Here is a 16,459-nt window from a genome sequence, read left to right on the forward strand (position 1 = left end):
AATTATATTTCTTTAGATGTATTAGAGGTTTTAGAAAAAAACGAATGTTACAAATAGATATTATTGAAGATATAAGAGATGAAAGATTTACTATAGAAGAAGACTGGATTAATCCAATATTTGCTAAGACATAATTTAAAAACAAAACTGGAAATTAATCATTAAAATTTCTTGGGGTAGGGGGAGGTGTAACTATTTTTAAGGCCTATCGGTTTGCAGGCTTCCCAGTTATTTAAGTAAATGTAAAAAAAATAAATTTTAGTAAAAACAAATTTTCAACTGGAATTTTGATGCGAAATCTCTGTATATTTATTTATAAAATTGACTTGTTATTTATTTTAATGTCCCTAACAACTTCTAGACTAATTGGAATAGGAATTATTGGTCATAGGTTTCATATCTCCTGGGATGGCCTAGCATTAACTGTTTTTGGTTTCATTATTGTGCAACTATTAGCTGTGTTTATTCTTAGCTTGAAGATGAGCAAGAAAGAACCTGTAAATTTGCTAAATGAACAGAAGGAAAAAGTGCAAAAAATTCTTTCGTCTACATGGGGCTGGGTTAGTTTACTTCTTGGAGCAGTTTTTTTATGCACAGCTTATATATTGGCAATTTTATATTTGCGTAATCTTGGTGTTCGAATGTTTGCGTTAATATTATTTGTTGGTATCAGTGGAACTTTTATGCTATTTTGTGGATTGGGAAGTTTGATTGGAAGATGGATAAGACGCAAAAGTAGTTCTTCTACGGGATTATTTACATTTACGGGAAGACAACTTCAAGAGAATGTTTTGCATCAATGGAGTTCGCTTGCTATATCATCATTGTTAATTCTTTTGGCAATGCTTTGTTTTGCTTATGGTATTTCTACAAGTTTAGCTCGAGGGGGATCATCTGCCAGAACTGTAGATTTTACATTTGAAGGATCAAAGAAAGAAATTGTTTCTGTACTGGAATCTAGTAAATTAAAACCTTATGTGGAGGGTTATTATCCTATGAAACTAAGTAATTTTGAGGCGTGTTGTGGAGAGATGTCTGAAAATACTACCTCACATACTTTTTCTTGGGGAGGATTAAAAAAATCCATTTCCAGAGAAAAAAATTCAAAAGAAAAAGAAAATTTACTAAGAAATTTATATACTCCTTATTTAATTTCTCTTTCCAGTTATAATACACTGCTTAAATTTACTAATAAATCTCCCATTGTATTAGGAGATAGTGAAGTTGCTATGTATTCTAATGAGGAATTTTCATACTCCCATGATTTATTGAGGAAGGCATTAGAATGTAATTCAACAATTAGCATTGATAAAAAACAATATATATTGAAATCAACACTATATACAAGCAATCTTGTTGCAGATCGAGCTATTACTATTTCTTATGGCTTGATTGTTCCTGATGACATGTATAATAGATTGATTGGAGATTCGAAAGAATCATTACTTTGGAATATGATTTTAGATTCTGATTTTGTTCGTGAAAAAGGTTTAATGCAAGCAATGCAACAAGTAGATGAATTGCTTAGTACATCTGATTTAAAATATGAAAGTTATCTTGCCAGCATGGGAAGACAGTTGTTTTATATAGTTGCAGGAAGTTACATTACACTTTATTTAGGAGTAATGTTCCTTATCATTGGAAATACGGTGTTAGGCTTAAAGTTTCTTATGCAGCAAAGAAGTACAAGACATAGGTATGTAACTTTATCTATGTTAGGAGCAAGTGTTAAATCTCTGTGTTCGTCAGCAAGAATACAAATTTGGTGGTATTTTGGTTTAGTAATTTCTATAGCATTGATTAGTTCTATTTTTGGTATTTGGTCCATGTTAGGATCTTTTCTGAGAATTCCAAGGACATCGAATTTAAATATCAACACCATTACTTTGATGGTAGTAATTACACTTATTGTTTTTATAGTTTTTGAACTTTGTTATATATGGATGATTCAGAGAAAGAGTGATGAAGAAATCAAGAAATTAAAAGAAGTTGAATAGGCGGTGAAAGTGTGAAAAAGATAGTCATTATTGAGGACGACGTTTTTCTACGTGAAGAGATACAAAATATATTAGAGAAACAGGGATACTCTGTAGAGTGTATCTCTTCTTTTGATAATGTTTTGGAAGACATTGCGTCGACTTCTCCTTCACTAATTGTATTAGATTTGAATTTGCCCAAACTTTCTGGATTTGACATTTGTCGTGCACTTAAAGCCAGAGGAATATGCCCTATTTTAGTACTGACTTCACGTAATCAACTTCGTGATGAATTACATGCATTAGATTTAGGTGCAGATGACTATTTAACGAAGCCATGCCATCCTAAACGTCTAATTGCTAGAATTAAAAAGTTGATTTATCTATATGCAAATATGCATGTTTTATTAGATGCTGGTGACTTTAAGTTAGATGAGAATGCAAATGTATTATATGTTGGTGAGAAGTCTATTTCATTATCGGAGAATGAAGGAATTATTATTAAAGCTTTGGTGAAAGCTGCTCCTTCTATAGTAAAAAAAGAGGAATTTTTTAGCCTGTTGTGGGGAAGCAGTAACTATGTTGATGAGAATATATTACAAGTAAATATGACCAGATTACGCAAGACACTTGATAAGGTTGGATTGTGTGATCGAATCAAAACGGTAAGAGGAATTGGTTATCAATTAAAAGGTGGTGACTGTGAATGAAGTCAAGAGATTGGCTTAATATTTTGAGTGAATCACATCCTTGGATACTACTTCTTTGCATAAATGATGTTTTTTTCATTTTTATGGCTTGGTTAGCATATCCAAAAACATTTGGACTTTTGGTTGGTATCATGATTATTTTTTCTGTAACTAGTATTGTATTTGGTATGCTATTTATTTCTAAAAACAAGGAAAAACAAAGTAAAGTATTCTATGATTTTCTTCGAGATCCTTCAACGGAGCATGAATGCAGATTGATAGAATCTATGGGTAATTTGTATAAAGAAGAAGTGAAATATTTAGCCAATAAATTACGAATGCAAAATGATCAATTAAATGATGCAAAACTCCAATCCTTAAATTATGAAGAGTTTATTGAAAGTTGGGTTCATGAAATAAAAACACCTATTTCTTTAGCAACCTTTGTTTTGGAAAATCGTAAAGAAGAAATGTCGAAGCTGGTATATCAAAGACTTGAGCATGCAAGAATTGATATCAGTGATAATGTTGAACGGATATTATTTTATGCAAGATTACAGGCATCACATGTTGATTATCGTTTAGAGAGAGTTTCATTAAATCTTTGTTGTGAAGATGTACTGTTGGAACTTGAAGCATTACTTGAAGAAAATGAAGTTAAAGTTATTTCTCATATGGAAGATGTTCCAATTGTGTCGGATAAGAAGGCGCTTCAGTTTATTTTTACACAAATATTCGTTAATTCAGTGAAATATTCCAATAAAGAAATCCAAAGCTTTATTTGGTTAAAAACTGGTCTTGATAGTGTAAAGAAAAGGTATTATTTAAGGATTTCTGATAATGGTATTGGGGTGTTGGCATCTGATCTTCCTTTCATCTTTGATAAAGGATTTACAGGAGATAATTCTGAACGAAGCAAATCCACTGGAATAGGACTATATCTTGTAAAGAAATTATGCGATGAATTACAAATTGAAATTGAAGTTGAGTCTGAGTATGGAAAAAATTTTGTAATTCAATTACTATTCCCCATAGTTGAGGAAGTGTGAACTTTGATATTCAAGTATCAAGGAAAAATTTATGATTATTGCGCAAAAACATAAATTTATTTATTAAATCTTTTACTAAAGTTGCCCATTGCTCTTTGCTTCTTCTTTTCCCCATAAAAAACACATGCCTACAATTCTATTAAAACATCTGGCATCTTTGAAACAGCTTGTTTTCAGCATTTGTAAGCATTTGAATGCAAGTTCAATAAAAAACAAGAGGCAACTCTGCAGATGTACTAATTCAAAAAGAAAGAATGCACAAAATTTGATAGTGTTTGAATCGAAAAAGATACTATTAAGATTGCTTAATTGCAGTGAAGTCGTAATTGTACGCTAATTGCTAAGTATAAATTTAATTTCAAAATTTAAGAAATTGTTAATAGAGTTATCATATGGTATAATATTTTTGTAAGTTTTTTCTTTTTATTTTTTTGTATTTGAGTCTTATATTGGACTTAACGTTAAAACTTTCAAAATAATTATTATATCATTTTTAAGAAGAAAAGTAAGAAAATTATAAAACGTGTTTTGAGTGAACAAATGTATTTTAATTGAACCCTTGGAACAATATGCTCGGGTAATTCCGAAAAATTATTATAATGAGAGGAAGCTTTTATGATTGAGTTAAAACATGTCTCAAAAAAGTATGAAACAAATAATTTTTATAGTGTAAATGATGTTAGTTTCAAAGTAGAAAAAAATACTATACTTGGTCTGATTGGAAATAATGGTGCTGGTAAGTCAACTACTATGAAATTACTAGCTACGTTGTATCGACCAAACAAGGGGAGCATTAAAATTGGAGGCTTTGATACTGTAAAACAACCTAACGAAGTTAAAAAACTAATAGGATTTGTATTTGAAACTCCTCGATTGTACGAGCAGTTAACAGGTGAAGAAAATATTTTATTCTTTGCAAGATTATTTGGTATAAGCAAAGATATTGCTCTTGCGAGAGCTAAGGATATGTACAAAAGTTTAAATGTGGACTTTGAAAACAAACGAGTAGAAACATACTCTAAAGGAATGAAGCAAAAGATTTCCTTTATTAGAGCATTAATTATGGATCCCCAAGTGGTGCTAATGGATGAACCTACTAGTGGATTAGATATTGTTTCAAGAAAACAGATACGTGAATATACTATTGAACTAAAGAAAAGAGGGAAAACTCTTATTATTACATCACATATAGCTGAAGATATTGAGAATTTGTGTGATAAGGTAATAATTATGAATAAGGGTAAGATATATGAGAATGATACTGTTGATAATTTAAAATTAAAATATGATAAAAAAAATTTTGAACAGGTTTATGTTGAAATTCAAAATAATATAAAAAGGATGATATAAAATGCCATATTTTCATATTGCACTGAAAGAAATTAAGGAATTGCTTAGAGATAAAAAAAATCTTGTTCTCAATATATTGTTTCCATTAATTATAATTATTGTGATAGGAAGCATTTCAGGTATTTCTGGAGCAGTTATAAAGAATAAAAATCAAAATGAAAAGATTACACTTGCGGTAAATAGTGTTTCATTAAAAAATATGTTAAAAGGCTTACCAGATTCATATACAATAGTTGAAAAGTCAAAAGATGACATTGTTAAAGAGGTAAAAGTAAATAATTTTAAATTGGGAGTTATTTGGGATGATTCTAATCAAAATATAACATTTATTGAGAATGAAAGTAATAAGGACGATCCTTATATTAAAATCATAAAAGATAATATTGTAAGAGTTACTCGGTTAGCTATTACTCCTAACATAAATTTGGCCAATGTCCACATAGATTCCATAGTTGTAAAAAAGGATTATTCAACGATAGTACTTAAATCAATAGCTACGATATGTGCTTATGTTATTATGTTGCTAGTTATGAGAATAAATAATTCTAATGCATACTATTTAACAACAAAGGAAAAATTATCAGGAACTTTAGAAATATTACTTATTTCACCTGTAAAAAGTTTTCAAATAGTGCTAGGAAAGTGGATTTCAAATTTTGCATCATGTTACCTTATCACTATTGCTATATTTTTACCGCTATATACTGGGTTTGCATTGTTATTTCAGGTATTCTTGAAAGTAGACATAAATTTATTTAGTAAAATACCTATATTGGCTTTAGTTCTTTTTGGTTTTGCTATAGTATTTTCTTTGTTTCAGCTGCTATTGGGGTTTGCTTCTAAAAGTTCCAAGCAAGCACAAGTGTTTCTTGTCTATGTTCCTTTGCTTTTAGTCATACCATTAACTTTAGTTTTTGCTAGTGATTTAAGAGCATTAAATATTTATAGCAAAGTAATTTATTGGCTTGATTTTATACCTATAATTAACTTTTATGATTTGATACAGATGAGTATTTTCTCAATATTCTCTTTAAAGAAAGTATTGTTAATAATCATGACAAATATATTTATAGTATCAATTTTTGTTGTGAGCTTAGTGCGAATTTTTAATAATGAAAGAATTTTATTTTTTAAGAATTAAATGTTACTTCAAATAATCACTTAATATAGCTAGAGCAAAGTTAATGAGTTTTTTAGCTAACATTTAATATGTGAACTACTCAGATTACAAGGGTACGAAACTTCTTTATCTGGAAATATCAGTATTATAGATAGTGTAGATACTTTACACTATCATATTATAATGGGAGGGTGAAATATGGAAAAATACATTTCTATAGTAATTATAATTGCATGTGGTTTAATCGGTGTATCTTCGGGGTTGTTTATAAAAAAGCATAGAAAAAAGTAATGTTTATGAAAATAATGACAAAGATTGTTCACTTCACTTCTAGTTTGTATAATGTATCTGTTCCCTTGCATAAACTGAAATGTAATTTTTATTGCTAGAACCGCAGAAAAGGTAGCTGATAGCAATGTTCTATATTTTAGAAGATAGTCGCTTTTAATTGCAATATTTAGGTATTATTGCAGTTAGGATGAAGGAAACGGTACTTAAAAAACTAAGAGAAATCATTTAGTTCTCAATTGAAATATGCAAGTAGATACCGCGTTAGTAATTTAAAATTGCTAATGCGGTATCCATTCTTATGGAATCAATAAAAAAGACACCCACTTACTGAGTATCCTTATTATTTTCATTGTTTACAACTTCAATATCTATTTCTTTAAGTTTAAGTTCATATTCAATTATAATTTTATTTTTAATATTTTTCTTATTAGATTTCAAATCTTTATTTTTAACTTTTTCTAAAATTTCGAAACACAAGTTGTAAAACCCAGCAAGAGTAGTTTTTCCCTTTTTAGACCCCAAATCATCAAACATCTGCCATATAGTGAACCAACCGAAAAATAAAAAATAATATAAAAACATTTCAAACCACATGCTCTTACCATCGTTTATATACTTTTTAAAAGGTTCAATCGTTATACCACTTAAAAATGATAATAACATAACTTTATAAACAGTGAAATCTACTTTCATATAATTATATTCATGTATTTTATCTTTTAATATTAGTTCTTCTATCTCTCTTTCTTCTTCTGTTTTCTTCTCGTACCTTATATATATTTTTTTTATTAAGTCTTCATAATTAATAGTTTCATATTCAACTTTTTTTGCATTAAAGTGTTCTGAATACATTTTGCAATATTTGTTAAATTTTTTCCTTTCAAGCATAACATTACCTTCAAGCATAACATTACCTCCAAGCATAACATTACCTATAACACTAGCTACCATATAATTACTATATATTCGACAAAAAATTTTATTTTCCTGCTAAAATTATCTAAATAATTCAAATTACGCCCATTAAGAGTACCTTGAATTTATACTACTGTTGCTACTGAACTTTAAAATCAATTAATGCAACAGGTTAAACTTGCTCTCATTCCCTAGTACCTTTTCCTTCCTCCTAGCACCTAGTACCTAATAAGATGCTAGTTCTCAAGTCACAAATTTGTACTAGCAATCTAGCCCTCTAGCAAACTAGTCCACTTACTTTCCTCCTAGTACCTTCTTTCCTCTCCTAGTACTTTCCGCTCCTAGTACCTGTAAACAGATGCTGGTATACAGATATCAACTCCGTACTAGAGAGTGGAAACTGGAGATCGGAGACTAAAATAAAGTCGCTAATTACCAGTAACCAGTCGCCAAAGCAGATTGTTACTTTGATGAAAATTAGCACTTAGAACTTTGTTCTTAAATAGATAGTAGTTTTCAAGTTGTAAATCTGTACTAGCAGACTAGCGGTCTAGGCATCTAGCAAACTTGATTTAAGTCCTAGCACCTAATAAGATACTATTTTTCAAGTTGCAAATTTGTACTAGCCGTCTAACCCTCTAGCAAACTAGTCCACTTACTTTCCTCCTAGTACCTGTAAACAGATGCTGGTATACAGATGTCAACTCCGTACTAGAGACTGGAGATTGGAGACTGGAGACTGGAGACTAAAACAAAGTCGCCAATCGCCCCAGTAATTAGGAGAGTTTGTGTTTTTGTTGGAAATTAGTAATTCTATGCTATGTTTTCTGCCTTTCTATAAATTTCATCTTTTTTATCTTTTGATATCGTTGAATTTAAAATAAATGCTATAAAAATAATAACAGGTATATCGATCAATAATCTTGTAAATGCAAATTTTCTGCCTAGTGCAGATAGTTCAAACAAAAACATAGGTATTTTAGTTGTTGACCATGCACCAATAAATATAAGTATATTGCTAAATTTAACTCCCTTTTTCATAAAAACTGCTGCTACTGGAAATGCACCATAAAGAGGTCCTGCTGCCGCTGAACCAAGTATTATAGATAATATTATACCTTTAAGTCCTGAATTTTCTCCCATGTATTTTATCATGGTTTCCCTTGGAACCCATACATCTAAAAGTCCTAAAAGTAAAAATATAGGTGGTATAACCAAAGCCATTTCCTTAAGACTATATGTGGATATCTCTAGTGCCTTCACTCCAATGCTTTTATTAAGCAAGATGACAACAATAGTTACTATAATTGTAATTATAAAAAAACTATATCTTTTTAGTAATTTTTTCATATACCACCTACCACCTTTCCTATAATAAATGCTATAACAAATGAAAATAAGAATGCCAATATATTTCTTAATACAGTAACTTTTTTACCAAAATACTTGATTTCAACTGGCATTGTAACTATACCCACCATCATCAAAGTAGATACAAAAGCAGCAATTTGCATGTACCCTGCTCCTCTTTGAAGAAGCATAGCCGCTGTTGGGAAAGCAACAAATCCAGGAATTAAAGTAATAGCCCCTACTACAGCAGAAATTATTACTCCAAACCACCCAGATTCATTTCCAATAACTTTAGAAATAACCTGTGGATTTAAAATCGCTAAGAGCAGTCCAACGAGCATAATCACTCCCAAAAACTCTGGTAAAATATTTTCAAATGCTTTCCAAGACTTTTTTAAAGCCTTTTTTGTCTTCTTTCTATCCTTATAAAAAGAGAGAATGAGAAGTACAATAGTAATTCCATATAAAATGTACGTAGTCAAACTTAAACAACTCCTTAAAAAAATATGTTTATTAAATCATTTAAAGAAATATTTGAAAAATAATCTTCTATATTAAATTTAGAAAGTACTTTTTTTATGTCATCTTTATTATGTTTAACATTAACAAGGGCATTTTCTATATCTGCTATATCACATTTACTAAAAAAATCACCATATATTTTGATATTCTTTAATATTCCCTTATCTACAATTATATTGACTTCAACAAGTCCCCCTGAAAATCTCATTTGATTCCTAAAATTATACTGTGGGGATTCTCCAAAATTCCACTCCCATGTACTATATTTTTCGTAGACTAATCTATTAACTTTATTCACATCATTTCCTGATAAAGAATAAAAAGTGAATTCATTATGCTTCTCCATTATATTATTCATAATTAAATCTTTAAATTCTAAAATATCTAAAGGTTTATTAATATGTTCACTTATATTTGTAACACGGCTACTTATTGATTTTACACTTTTATCCTCGAATTTAATAGGCTTTGATATAAGTGCGGAAGATATATCTGAAACATTCGCTGAAAAAAGCAATGTACCGTGATGCAAAATTCTATTTTTGTATTTAACCTGAGCATTTCCCGAAAATTTCTTACCATCTATGACCAAATCATTTCTTCCAGATAGTTCTGCATTAACATTAAGCTTTTGCAGCACCTCTATAATGGGTTCTGTGAATTTTCTATAATTATTAAAACTATCGCCATTATCATTAATTATAAAAGTAAAATTTAAATTTCCCAAATCATGAAAAACAGCTCCGCCACCTGAAAGCCTTCTAACTACAGGTATGCTATTCTTATTCACATATTCTAAATTAATTTCTGATAGGGTATTTTGATTTTTCCCAACAACTATACATGGTGAATTCCTCCAAAGCATAAAGCAATCATCTTCGAATTCCTTCAATATATACTCTTCTAAAGCTAAATTAAAATAAGGATTAGTGTTATCATTATATAAACAAAGCATACTGCACCTCGCATATCATATTAATTTAATATTAATTCAAATATTAAACAGTAATCAACCAACAAAAATTTTCAAATTGATTACTGTTCAATGAACTCGTTTTGCTAAAGCAAAACATCGAAACTTCTGGCGGAGACTCTACTCCACCAGAAGCAAAAATTTCAATCTCCCACTTACAAAAATTGGAATCTTGTAAAATCAGTAAAAAATAGTTACGTTAACTACTAACCAGCAGTTTTTCTACGAATCGCATCCTCAGCCACATCCACCTGATTTATTATCAGTATTATTGAGTAAATTCATTGATTGCTTTTTAATATAATCATTGTATATTTTCTCAAACTTTATTCTTATTTCTTTTGCTACTTTATCCACCATTTCTTTATGCTCTTCTGTTAAATTACGTGTTGATAATATATCTCCTTCTGCAACATCTTTACCAATAATATCAGAAATAACAACAGTATCACTTACTTTTCCACTGTATTTTTCAGTTGCTATTTTTGCACAACACTTATCGCATCCATCAACTGCAATTGTTGGATAAGCCTCAGCAAATCCTCTCTCTTCCTCTCCTCCAGCTAAGAAAAGAGGTAAGCAAATTGTTATTGTTTCATCTGGTCTTATTTCATCAAGCATCTTTCTTGTTGCAAGTCTTGATATTGTACCTCCTAGGCAGTTTTCACCACTGCAGGATACTACACCAATCTTAAATTTGTTACTACCCATTGATTATTCCTCCTCACTCAATTCCTTTACTTTTTCAGCGATTTCATCTGCTAATTCATCTACTATCTGCCATCCTTCATCAGTAAGTGAAGTTGCAGTCCCTGCCTGTGCCCCTCTATGCTTTCTAAATGTATCTACAACTCTATATTTTTGTTTAACAATACCACCCGCTTCTGATACATTTTTAGCAGAACACATTTTTGGACATCCATCTATTGTTATACAATTACATCCTTTTATCTGTTCCTTAGCTTCATCATCACCAGTAACCAAATATGCAAGACACATAGTTTCAGCCTGTTCTACACATAACTCTGTTACTACCTTTAAGGCGGCTTCCCTAGAAGCAAGTCCAAATACCTTTCCCATGCCACTACATGGAATAACCTTAACTTTATTAGACATGGAACTCATCCACCTTTCTCTTCAATATTTCAAAATATTCATCAAAATTCAACAAGAAATCTCTATCTTCATCAATATTTGTAAGTTCAACTTCAGCAATCCATCCTTTTTCATAAGGATTTTCATTTATTAATTCAGGTGCTGATATTATATCATCATTTATAGATATAACTTTACCTGAAACTGGAGAAACAATTTCAAATACTGCTTTTCCAGATTCTATTGTTCCAAGTTCTCCAAACTGTTCCACTTCACTATCAAATGCTGGTGGATTAAAAAACATAATATCAGAAAGACTTTGTTGTACATAATCTGTTACACCAATTCTAGCAATATTTCCAACTATATAAACCCAACAATCATTTTCATTGAAATAAAAGCCTTCCTTAGGAACTCTAAATATAAATTTATCCTTCTTATAAATCTCATACTCAATATTTTCAGGAAAGCTTACATTGCTTTGTTCCTTATTTTCATTCTTTTCTTCCCCTTTTAAAATTTCTTCTGTTAATAAATCAATCAATTTACTTTCTTCTGAACCTATTCTTAAATCTTTATTTATGCTAATGTTTTTATTTTTTGCTTCCTCTGTAACATTAATTTTTTTAGCCACTTTTAATCCTTTTTCTGCTGCTAATTTACTTGCACATCTAGTGGCACATCCATCAATTACTAACAATGGATTTTCTTCTGCTATTTTATTATATCTTGCATCAGCCACTCTATATAAAACTGGACAAATTATTTCACTTTCAGATTGCTCACTTATTTTAATAGCTATTTCCCTTGAAACACAGCCTGCACACTTGTCAAGTCCATTGCATGGAAGAATAGAATATTTTTTACTCATACTATTTCATATCCTTTCTTGTTTGTTTTATTTTCTTAGTTACTTCAGCTTTATTAGGAAATGTTATAGCATCTAAACCACATGCTTTTCCACAAGCCCTACAAAATACAACACAATTGTTAGGATTTTTAATTATTAGCTTTTTATCTTCATTCTCAACTATTCCATAAACATTATGAGGACAAAATTTTACGCACTCCATACAATAATTGCATTTATCATAATCAATTCTCGGACTCCAATCAATAGTATCTCTAGGAACTCCCATAAAAGTTTCTTCACTCATATCTATACCTCCAAACCTAATTTTTCTAATGCTTCTTCAACTACTTTAAACGCTTGTTCATTAGTCATATCTCTTATATCCAACATAACTGCATCTTTTTCTATATCTAAACCAGCATCTTTAAAAGCCTGTCTAAACATTTTCTTTTGCATATTTGGTGCACATGCACCTATAACTAATTTTCTGTGGGATTTTAAGAAATCTGCTAAAAATCTATCACCATCTTCTTCACATAACTGTGGATGAATAAAACCATACTCCACAGGTAATTCAACCCTTACTTGATTGATAAAATCCCATATATCCATGGCTTGAAAACCTGGACATTTACCTGTACAAACACACATAATAAAACCTGGTAATTGTTTTTGTTCCATAATTATTCCTCCCAATATATTTATTTTTATCAAAACTTTGCATATGCAAAGAATTAGGCATATGAATATGAATAACAAGTTAAAAATGCGACTAGTATATTGACCTATTATTCATTTAAATGTGCCTTATCAATTATTTATGAATTGCCTTGCCGACAGCATCACCACATGCCTCCATAATAGCTTCACTTAATGTTGGATGTGGATGAATCATATCAGCAATTAATTCTGCTTTCACACCTAAACTAACAGCTAAAGTCAATTCTGATATCATTTCAGAAGCATTAGCACCTAAAATCTGAGCTCCAAGAATAATATTTGTATTTTTATCTACAATTACTTTAACAAATCCTTCTCTCTCACCAAGACATAATGCCCTACCATTATTTCTAAAATTAAATCTACCAACACTTATATCAATACCTTTTTCATTTGCACTTTCTTCATTCATGCCAACTGATGCTACTTCTGGATTTGTATAAACACAAGAAGGTACTGCACTATAATTAACTTTACAGTTGATTCCTAAAGCATTTCTTACTGCACATTTTCCTTCTGCAAATGCAATATGTGCCAAAAGCTTTCCTCCAATAACATCTCCAGCAGCATAAACTCCCTCAATGTTTGTTTCCATGTGTTCATTAACAACAATTTTACCCTTATCAACTTTAATCCCTAATTCTACAATATCTCTTGATATACTATTTAATTTTCTTCCAACAGCAACCAATATCATTTCAGTCTGTATTATTTTTTCTGTATTATTTTCATCAATAACCACTTCTAATACATCATTATTTTTTCGTATTTGTTTTACTTTAGTACTCAATTTGAATTTAATGCCTTGTCTCTTCATAATCTTAATGAGTTCATTCGTTATTTCTTTGTCTTCCAATGGAAGTACATTTTCCATAGCTTCAATTACGTTAACTCTTGATCCTGCATAATTAAACATTGTTGCAAACTCCAAACCTATTGCACCAGCACCAATTATAACTATATTAGATGGTATCTCTTCTAATTCTAATGCTTCATCACTCGTTAAAACATTATCAAATTTAACGTCGAAAATTTCTGGAACTAAAGGCTTAGAACCCGTTGTAATTATTAATTTTTTACATTTGATATATATATTATTATCATCCGTTTCAACTACTACTTCTGTTGAACTAATTATTCTGCCCTTACCATTTATTATTTGAACATTATTTTTCTTCATCAAATGTTCTAATCCCATTCTGAGATTTTTGACAACTCTGTTTTTTCTGATACCAGCTAAATTCCAGTTTATATTCTTCAATACCGAATCTATTGAAAATTCTTTAGATTTTTGTATTAAATTTGATATTTCTGTTGTTCTAAGCAATGCTTTTGTGGGAATACATCCTCTATTAAGACAAGTTCCTCCTATTTCTCTTTCTTCAACAAGTGCAACACTTGCTCCTAAATGTGCTGCTTCAATTGCAGCGACATATCCTGCAGGACCACCTCCAAGTATTGCAATATCGACTTTGATACCTTCTTCCACAAATATCATCTCCTATAAATAATATCGCTACTATATCATTATATACTCACATGTGTATATTAGTATTTAATTCAACTATAATACTAATTTACAAAATAGTCAATACATTTCTCTAAAAATAATTTCCATATTTTACACCCCTGGGGTGCTTGAGAACTAGCTTCAAGTATATTATAATTTTAGATAGTAACTTTGTATTTTAAAACGAGAGGAGAATATTAATGAGAAATTGCGTTATCGCTCAATCAGGAGGTCCTACTTCTGTAATCAATGCTAGTGCTATGGGAGTTGTATCAAAGAATAAAGAGTTAAAATATTATGATAAAGTTTATGCTGGAATAAATGGAGTTGAAGGTATACTAAATAAGAATCTAGTAGACTTATCAGTTCTATCGTATGAAGAAATTGAAAATATGAAATATACTCCTGCTGCTGGTCTTGGTTCTTGTAGATATAAACTTAAAGATGCTACCGAAAATGATCAAGAGTATCAAAAATTATTTCAAATATTAAAAGAATTTGAAATAGAAACATTCTTCTACATTGGTGGAAATGATTCTATGGATACAGTGCATAAGTTAAGTAATTATGTAAAGGAAAAAGGAGAAGACATAAAGTTCATAGGTATTCCAAAAACAATTGATAATGATTTACCTGTGATGGATCATACTCCTGGCTTCGGAAGTGCAGCAAAATATATTGCAACAACAGTGCTTGAAAATTACTTTGATGCTACTGTTTACGCTAAAAAAAGTGCTTTCATTCTAGAAGCAATGGGAAGAGATACTGGTTGGCTTGCTGCAAGTGCAGCTTTAGCTAGAGTTAATAATAAGCAAGTTGCTGATTTCATTTATCTACCTGAAATTATTTTTGATGAAGAACAATTTATAAAAGATGTATCAAAGAAACTAGCGACTCAAAATAATGTTTTCATAGTAGTATCAGAAGGAATTAAAAATGAAGATGGTAAATTCTTAAGTGAACTTTCTGCTGAAACAAGCAAAGATATATTTGGTCATGTTCAATTAGGAGGAGTTGGAAATTATATTAAGCAAATTCTTTTAAACAGTGGAGTAGTATCAAAAGCAAGAGCTGTTGAACTGTCAACTTCTCAAAGATGTGCTATGCATTGTGCTTCACAAACAGATATAGATGAATCATTTAAAGTAGGAGAAGCAGCACTTGAATATTCTATTGATGGTGAAAATGGTTATATGATTGGTATTAAGAGAGTTTCCGATTCACCATATGTTTCTGAAACATTCTCGCTTCATACTTCAAAAGTTGCAAATTCCATTAAATACTTCCCAAGAGAATGGGTTAACAAAGAAGGAAATAATGTAACTATTGATGCAGTAAATTATGCTTTACCATTAATCAGTGGAACATCTAAAATCAAAATTGAAAACGGACTTCCTAAGTACGTTAAATTAGAGGATTTACTATAAAATAGTACCCCAGGGGTAAATGTACCCCTGGGGTGTTGATTACCCCAGGGGTGTTTTTAAAAAAATAAATACCCCTGGGGTAATCTAAAACCACCCCAGGGGTATTTATTTTTTTGTTTTATCCTAGTACTTTTTGTTTCTTTCCTGTAGCATATCCAATGTTATCGCCATGTTCTTCTGTTGGCTGTACTATGAATTTATCAATTACATATTCAACTTCTTCACCATCAGTTAGTGACTGTGGTGCTGATACAGTATAAATATAATCTCTTGACATCTTTAATGAACCAGTTGGACACATATCAACACAGAATGCACAGAAACAGCATCTACCGTAATCTATAACAGGTCTGTATTCTTTTCTGATATCTTCTTTTCCTTCTGGTAATTCCATTACAATTGCATTTACTGGACATACCCTTGCACAGCTTCCACATCCTATACATTTGCTAAGTTCATTTGTGTGCATACCTCTGTATCTTGGAGAAACTCCATCTTTATTAGGAAATACTTTTAATTCTTCTTTAGGATAACGCACAGTTACAGGTTTTTTAAAAAGATTTTTAAAAGCTGAAAGTGGAGAGCTTACACTCTTTTCACCTAATGCCATATTACCCCT

At 30.4% G+C, this 16,459-nt stretch carries 17 protein-coding genes; 6 read left to right on the top strand and 11 right to left on the bottom strand.

Going from position 1 to position 16,459, the window contains the following annotated elements; genetic code table 11:
- Positions 1–443 precede the first annotated feature (443 nt).
- The 5 genes from CLTEP_RS03255 (at position 444) to CLTEP_RS03275 (ending at position 6,205) form a co-directional block, all read left to right on the top strand.
- Entirely contained in the window at positions 444–1,997 is a 1,554-nt protein-coding gene (locus CLTEP_RS03255; protein ID WP_201786581.1) for an ABC transporter permease, read from the top strand.
- An 11-nt stretch (positions 1,998–2,008) separates the two neighbouring features.
- The gene (locus CLTEP_RS03260) at positions 2,009–2,686 is read left to right on the top strand and encodes a response regulator transcription factor (protein WP_201786582.1); all 678 of its coding nucleotides are present in this window, start codon (positions 2,009–2,011) and stop codon (positions 2,684–2,686) included.
- On the top strand, positions 2,683–3,714 hold the full coding sequence (locus tag CLTEP_RS03265) for a sensor histidine kinase (RefSeq protein ID WP_066822578.1): 1,032 nt from the start codon (positions 2,683–2,685) through the stop codon (positions 3,712–3,714). The genes CLTEP_RS03260 and CLTEP_RS03265 overlap by 4 nt, the downstream gene beginning before the upstream one ends.
- Before the next feature lie 615 nt (positions 3,715–4,329).
- Positions 4,330–5,064: an ABC transporter ATP-binding protein gene (locus CLTEP_RS03270; RefSeq protein ID WP_066822587.1), complete on the top strand. Its 735-nt coding sequence runs from the start codon at positions 4,330–4,332 to the stop codon at positions 5,062–5,064.
- A 1-nt stretch (position 5,065) separates the two neighbouring features.
- On the top strand, positions 5,066–6,205 hold the full coding sequence (locus CLTEP_RS03275) for an ABC transporter permease (protein ID WP_066822590.1): 1,140 nt from the start codon (positions 5,066–5,068) through the stop codon (positions 6,203–6,205).
- A 594-nt stretch (positions 6,206–6,799) separates the two neighbouring features.
- Here CLTEP_RS03275 and CLTEP_RS03280 read toward each other — a convergent pair.
- From CLTEP_RS03280 to lpdA, 10 genes are all read right to left on the bottom strand, one after another.
- Positions 6,800–7,381 carry a hypothetical protein gene (locus CLTEP_RS03280; RefSeq protein ID WP_153016269.1) on the bottom strand — a complete coding sequence of 194 codons (582 nt, stop codon included), beginning with the start codon at positions 7,379–7,381 and terminating at the stop codon, positions 6,800–6,802.
- Positions 7,382–8,203: 822 nt separating this feature from the next.
- Entirely contained in the window at positions 8,204–8,740 is a 537-nt protein-coding gene (locus tag CLTEP_RS03285) for a permease (protein ID WP_066822595.1), read from the bottom strand.
- Positions 8,737–9,222 (bottom strand): permease, encoded by a 486-nt coding sequence (locus CLTEP_RS03290; protein WP_066822598.1) that lies wholly within the window; start codon positions 9,220–9,222, stop codon positions 8,737–8,739. Before CLTEP_RS03290 ends, CLTEP_RS03285 begins: the two co-directional genes overlap by 4 nt.
- A 14-nt stretch (positions 9,223–9,236) precedes the next feature.
- Positions 9,237–10,217 carry a lipoate--protein ligase gene (gene lplA / locus CLTEP_RS03295; RefSeq protein WP_066822601.1) on the bottom strand — a complete coding sequence of 327 codons (981 nt, stop codon included), beginning with the start codon at positions 10,215–10,217 and terminating at the stop codon, positions 9,237–9,239.
- 255 nt (positions 10,218–10,472) lie between these two features.
- The gene (locus CLTEP_RS03300) at positions 10,473–10,946 is read right to left on the bottom strand and encodes a putative zinc-binding protein (protein WP_066822603.1); all 474 of its coding nucleotides are present in this window, start codon (positions 10,944–10,946) and stop codon (positions 10,473–10,475) included.
- A gap of 3 nt (positions 10,947–10,949) precedes the next feature.
- The gene (locus tag CLTEP_RS03305; RefSeq protein ID WP_153016270.1) at positions 10,950–11,351 is read right to left on the bottom strand and encodes a putative zinc-binding protein; all 402 of its coding nucleotides are present in this window, start codon (positions 11,349–11,351) and stop codon (positions 10,950–10,952) included.
- Positions 11,344–12,201 carry a putative zinc-binding protein gene (locus CLTEP_RS03310; RefSeq protein WP_066822609.1) on the bottom strand — a complete coding sequence of 286 codons (858 nt, stop codon included), beginning with the start codon at positions 12,199–12,201 and terminating at the stop codon, positions 11,344–11,346. The genes CLTEP_RS03305 and CLTEP_RS03310 overlap by 8 nt, the downstream gene beginning before the upstream one ends.
- Position 12,202: 1 nt before the next feature.
- Entirely contained in the window at positions 12,203–12,487 is a 285-nt protein-coding gene (locus CLTEP_RS03315) for a 4Fe-4S dicluster domain-containing protein (RefSeq protein ID WP_066822619.1), read from the bottom strand.
- 2 nt (positions 12,488–12,489) lie between these two features.
- Positions 12,490–12,864: a hypothetical protein gene (locus CLTEP_RS03320; RefSeq protein WP_066822622.1), complete on the bottom strand. Its 375-nt coding sequence runs from the start codon at positions 12,862–12,864 to the stop codon at positions 12,490–12,492.
- A 133-nt stretch (positions 12,865–12,997) separates the two neighbouring features.
- Positions 12,998–14,401, bottom strand: coding sequence for a dihydrolipoyl dehydrogenase (lpdA, locus tag CLTEP_RS03325; RefSeq protein ID WP_066822625.1), 1,404 nt, complete (start codon positions 14,399–14,401; stop codon positions 12,998–13,000).
- 212 nt (positions 14,402–14,613) lie between these two features.
- On the opposite strand from lpdA, the gene CLTEP_RS03330 reads away from it, so the two are divergent.
- The gene (locus tag CLTEP_RS03330) at positions 14,614–15,840 is read left to right on the top strand and encodes a 6-phosphofructokinase (protein WP_066822628.1); all 1,227 of its coding nucleotides are present in this window, start codon (positions 14,614–14,616) and stop codon (positions 15,838–15,840) included.
- Positions 15,841–15,958: 118 nt separating this feature from the next.
- Here the strand turns inward: CLTEP_RS03330 and CLTEP_RS03335 are convergent, their stop codons facing one another.
- Complete coding sequence (locus CLTEP_RS03335) at positions 15,959–16,450, bottom strand: 4Fe-4S binding protein (RefSeq protein WP_066822631.1); 492 nt, start codon at positions 16,448–16,450, stop codon at positions 15,959–15,961.
- Between the last annotated feature and the right edge of the window lie 9 nt (positions 16,451–16,459).

The sequence above is a fragment of the Clostridium tepidiprofundi DSM 19306 genome, from assembly GCF_001594005.1.
GTDB lineage: Bacteria > Bacillota > Clostridia > Clostridiales > Clostridiaceae > Clostridium_AC > Clostridium_AC tepidiprofundi.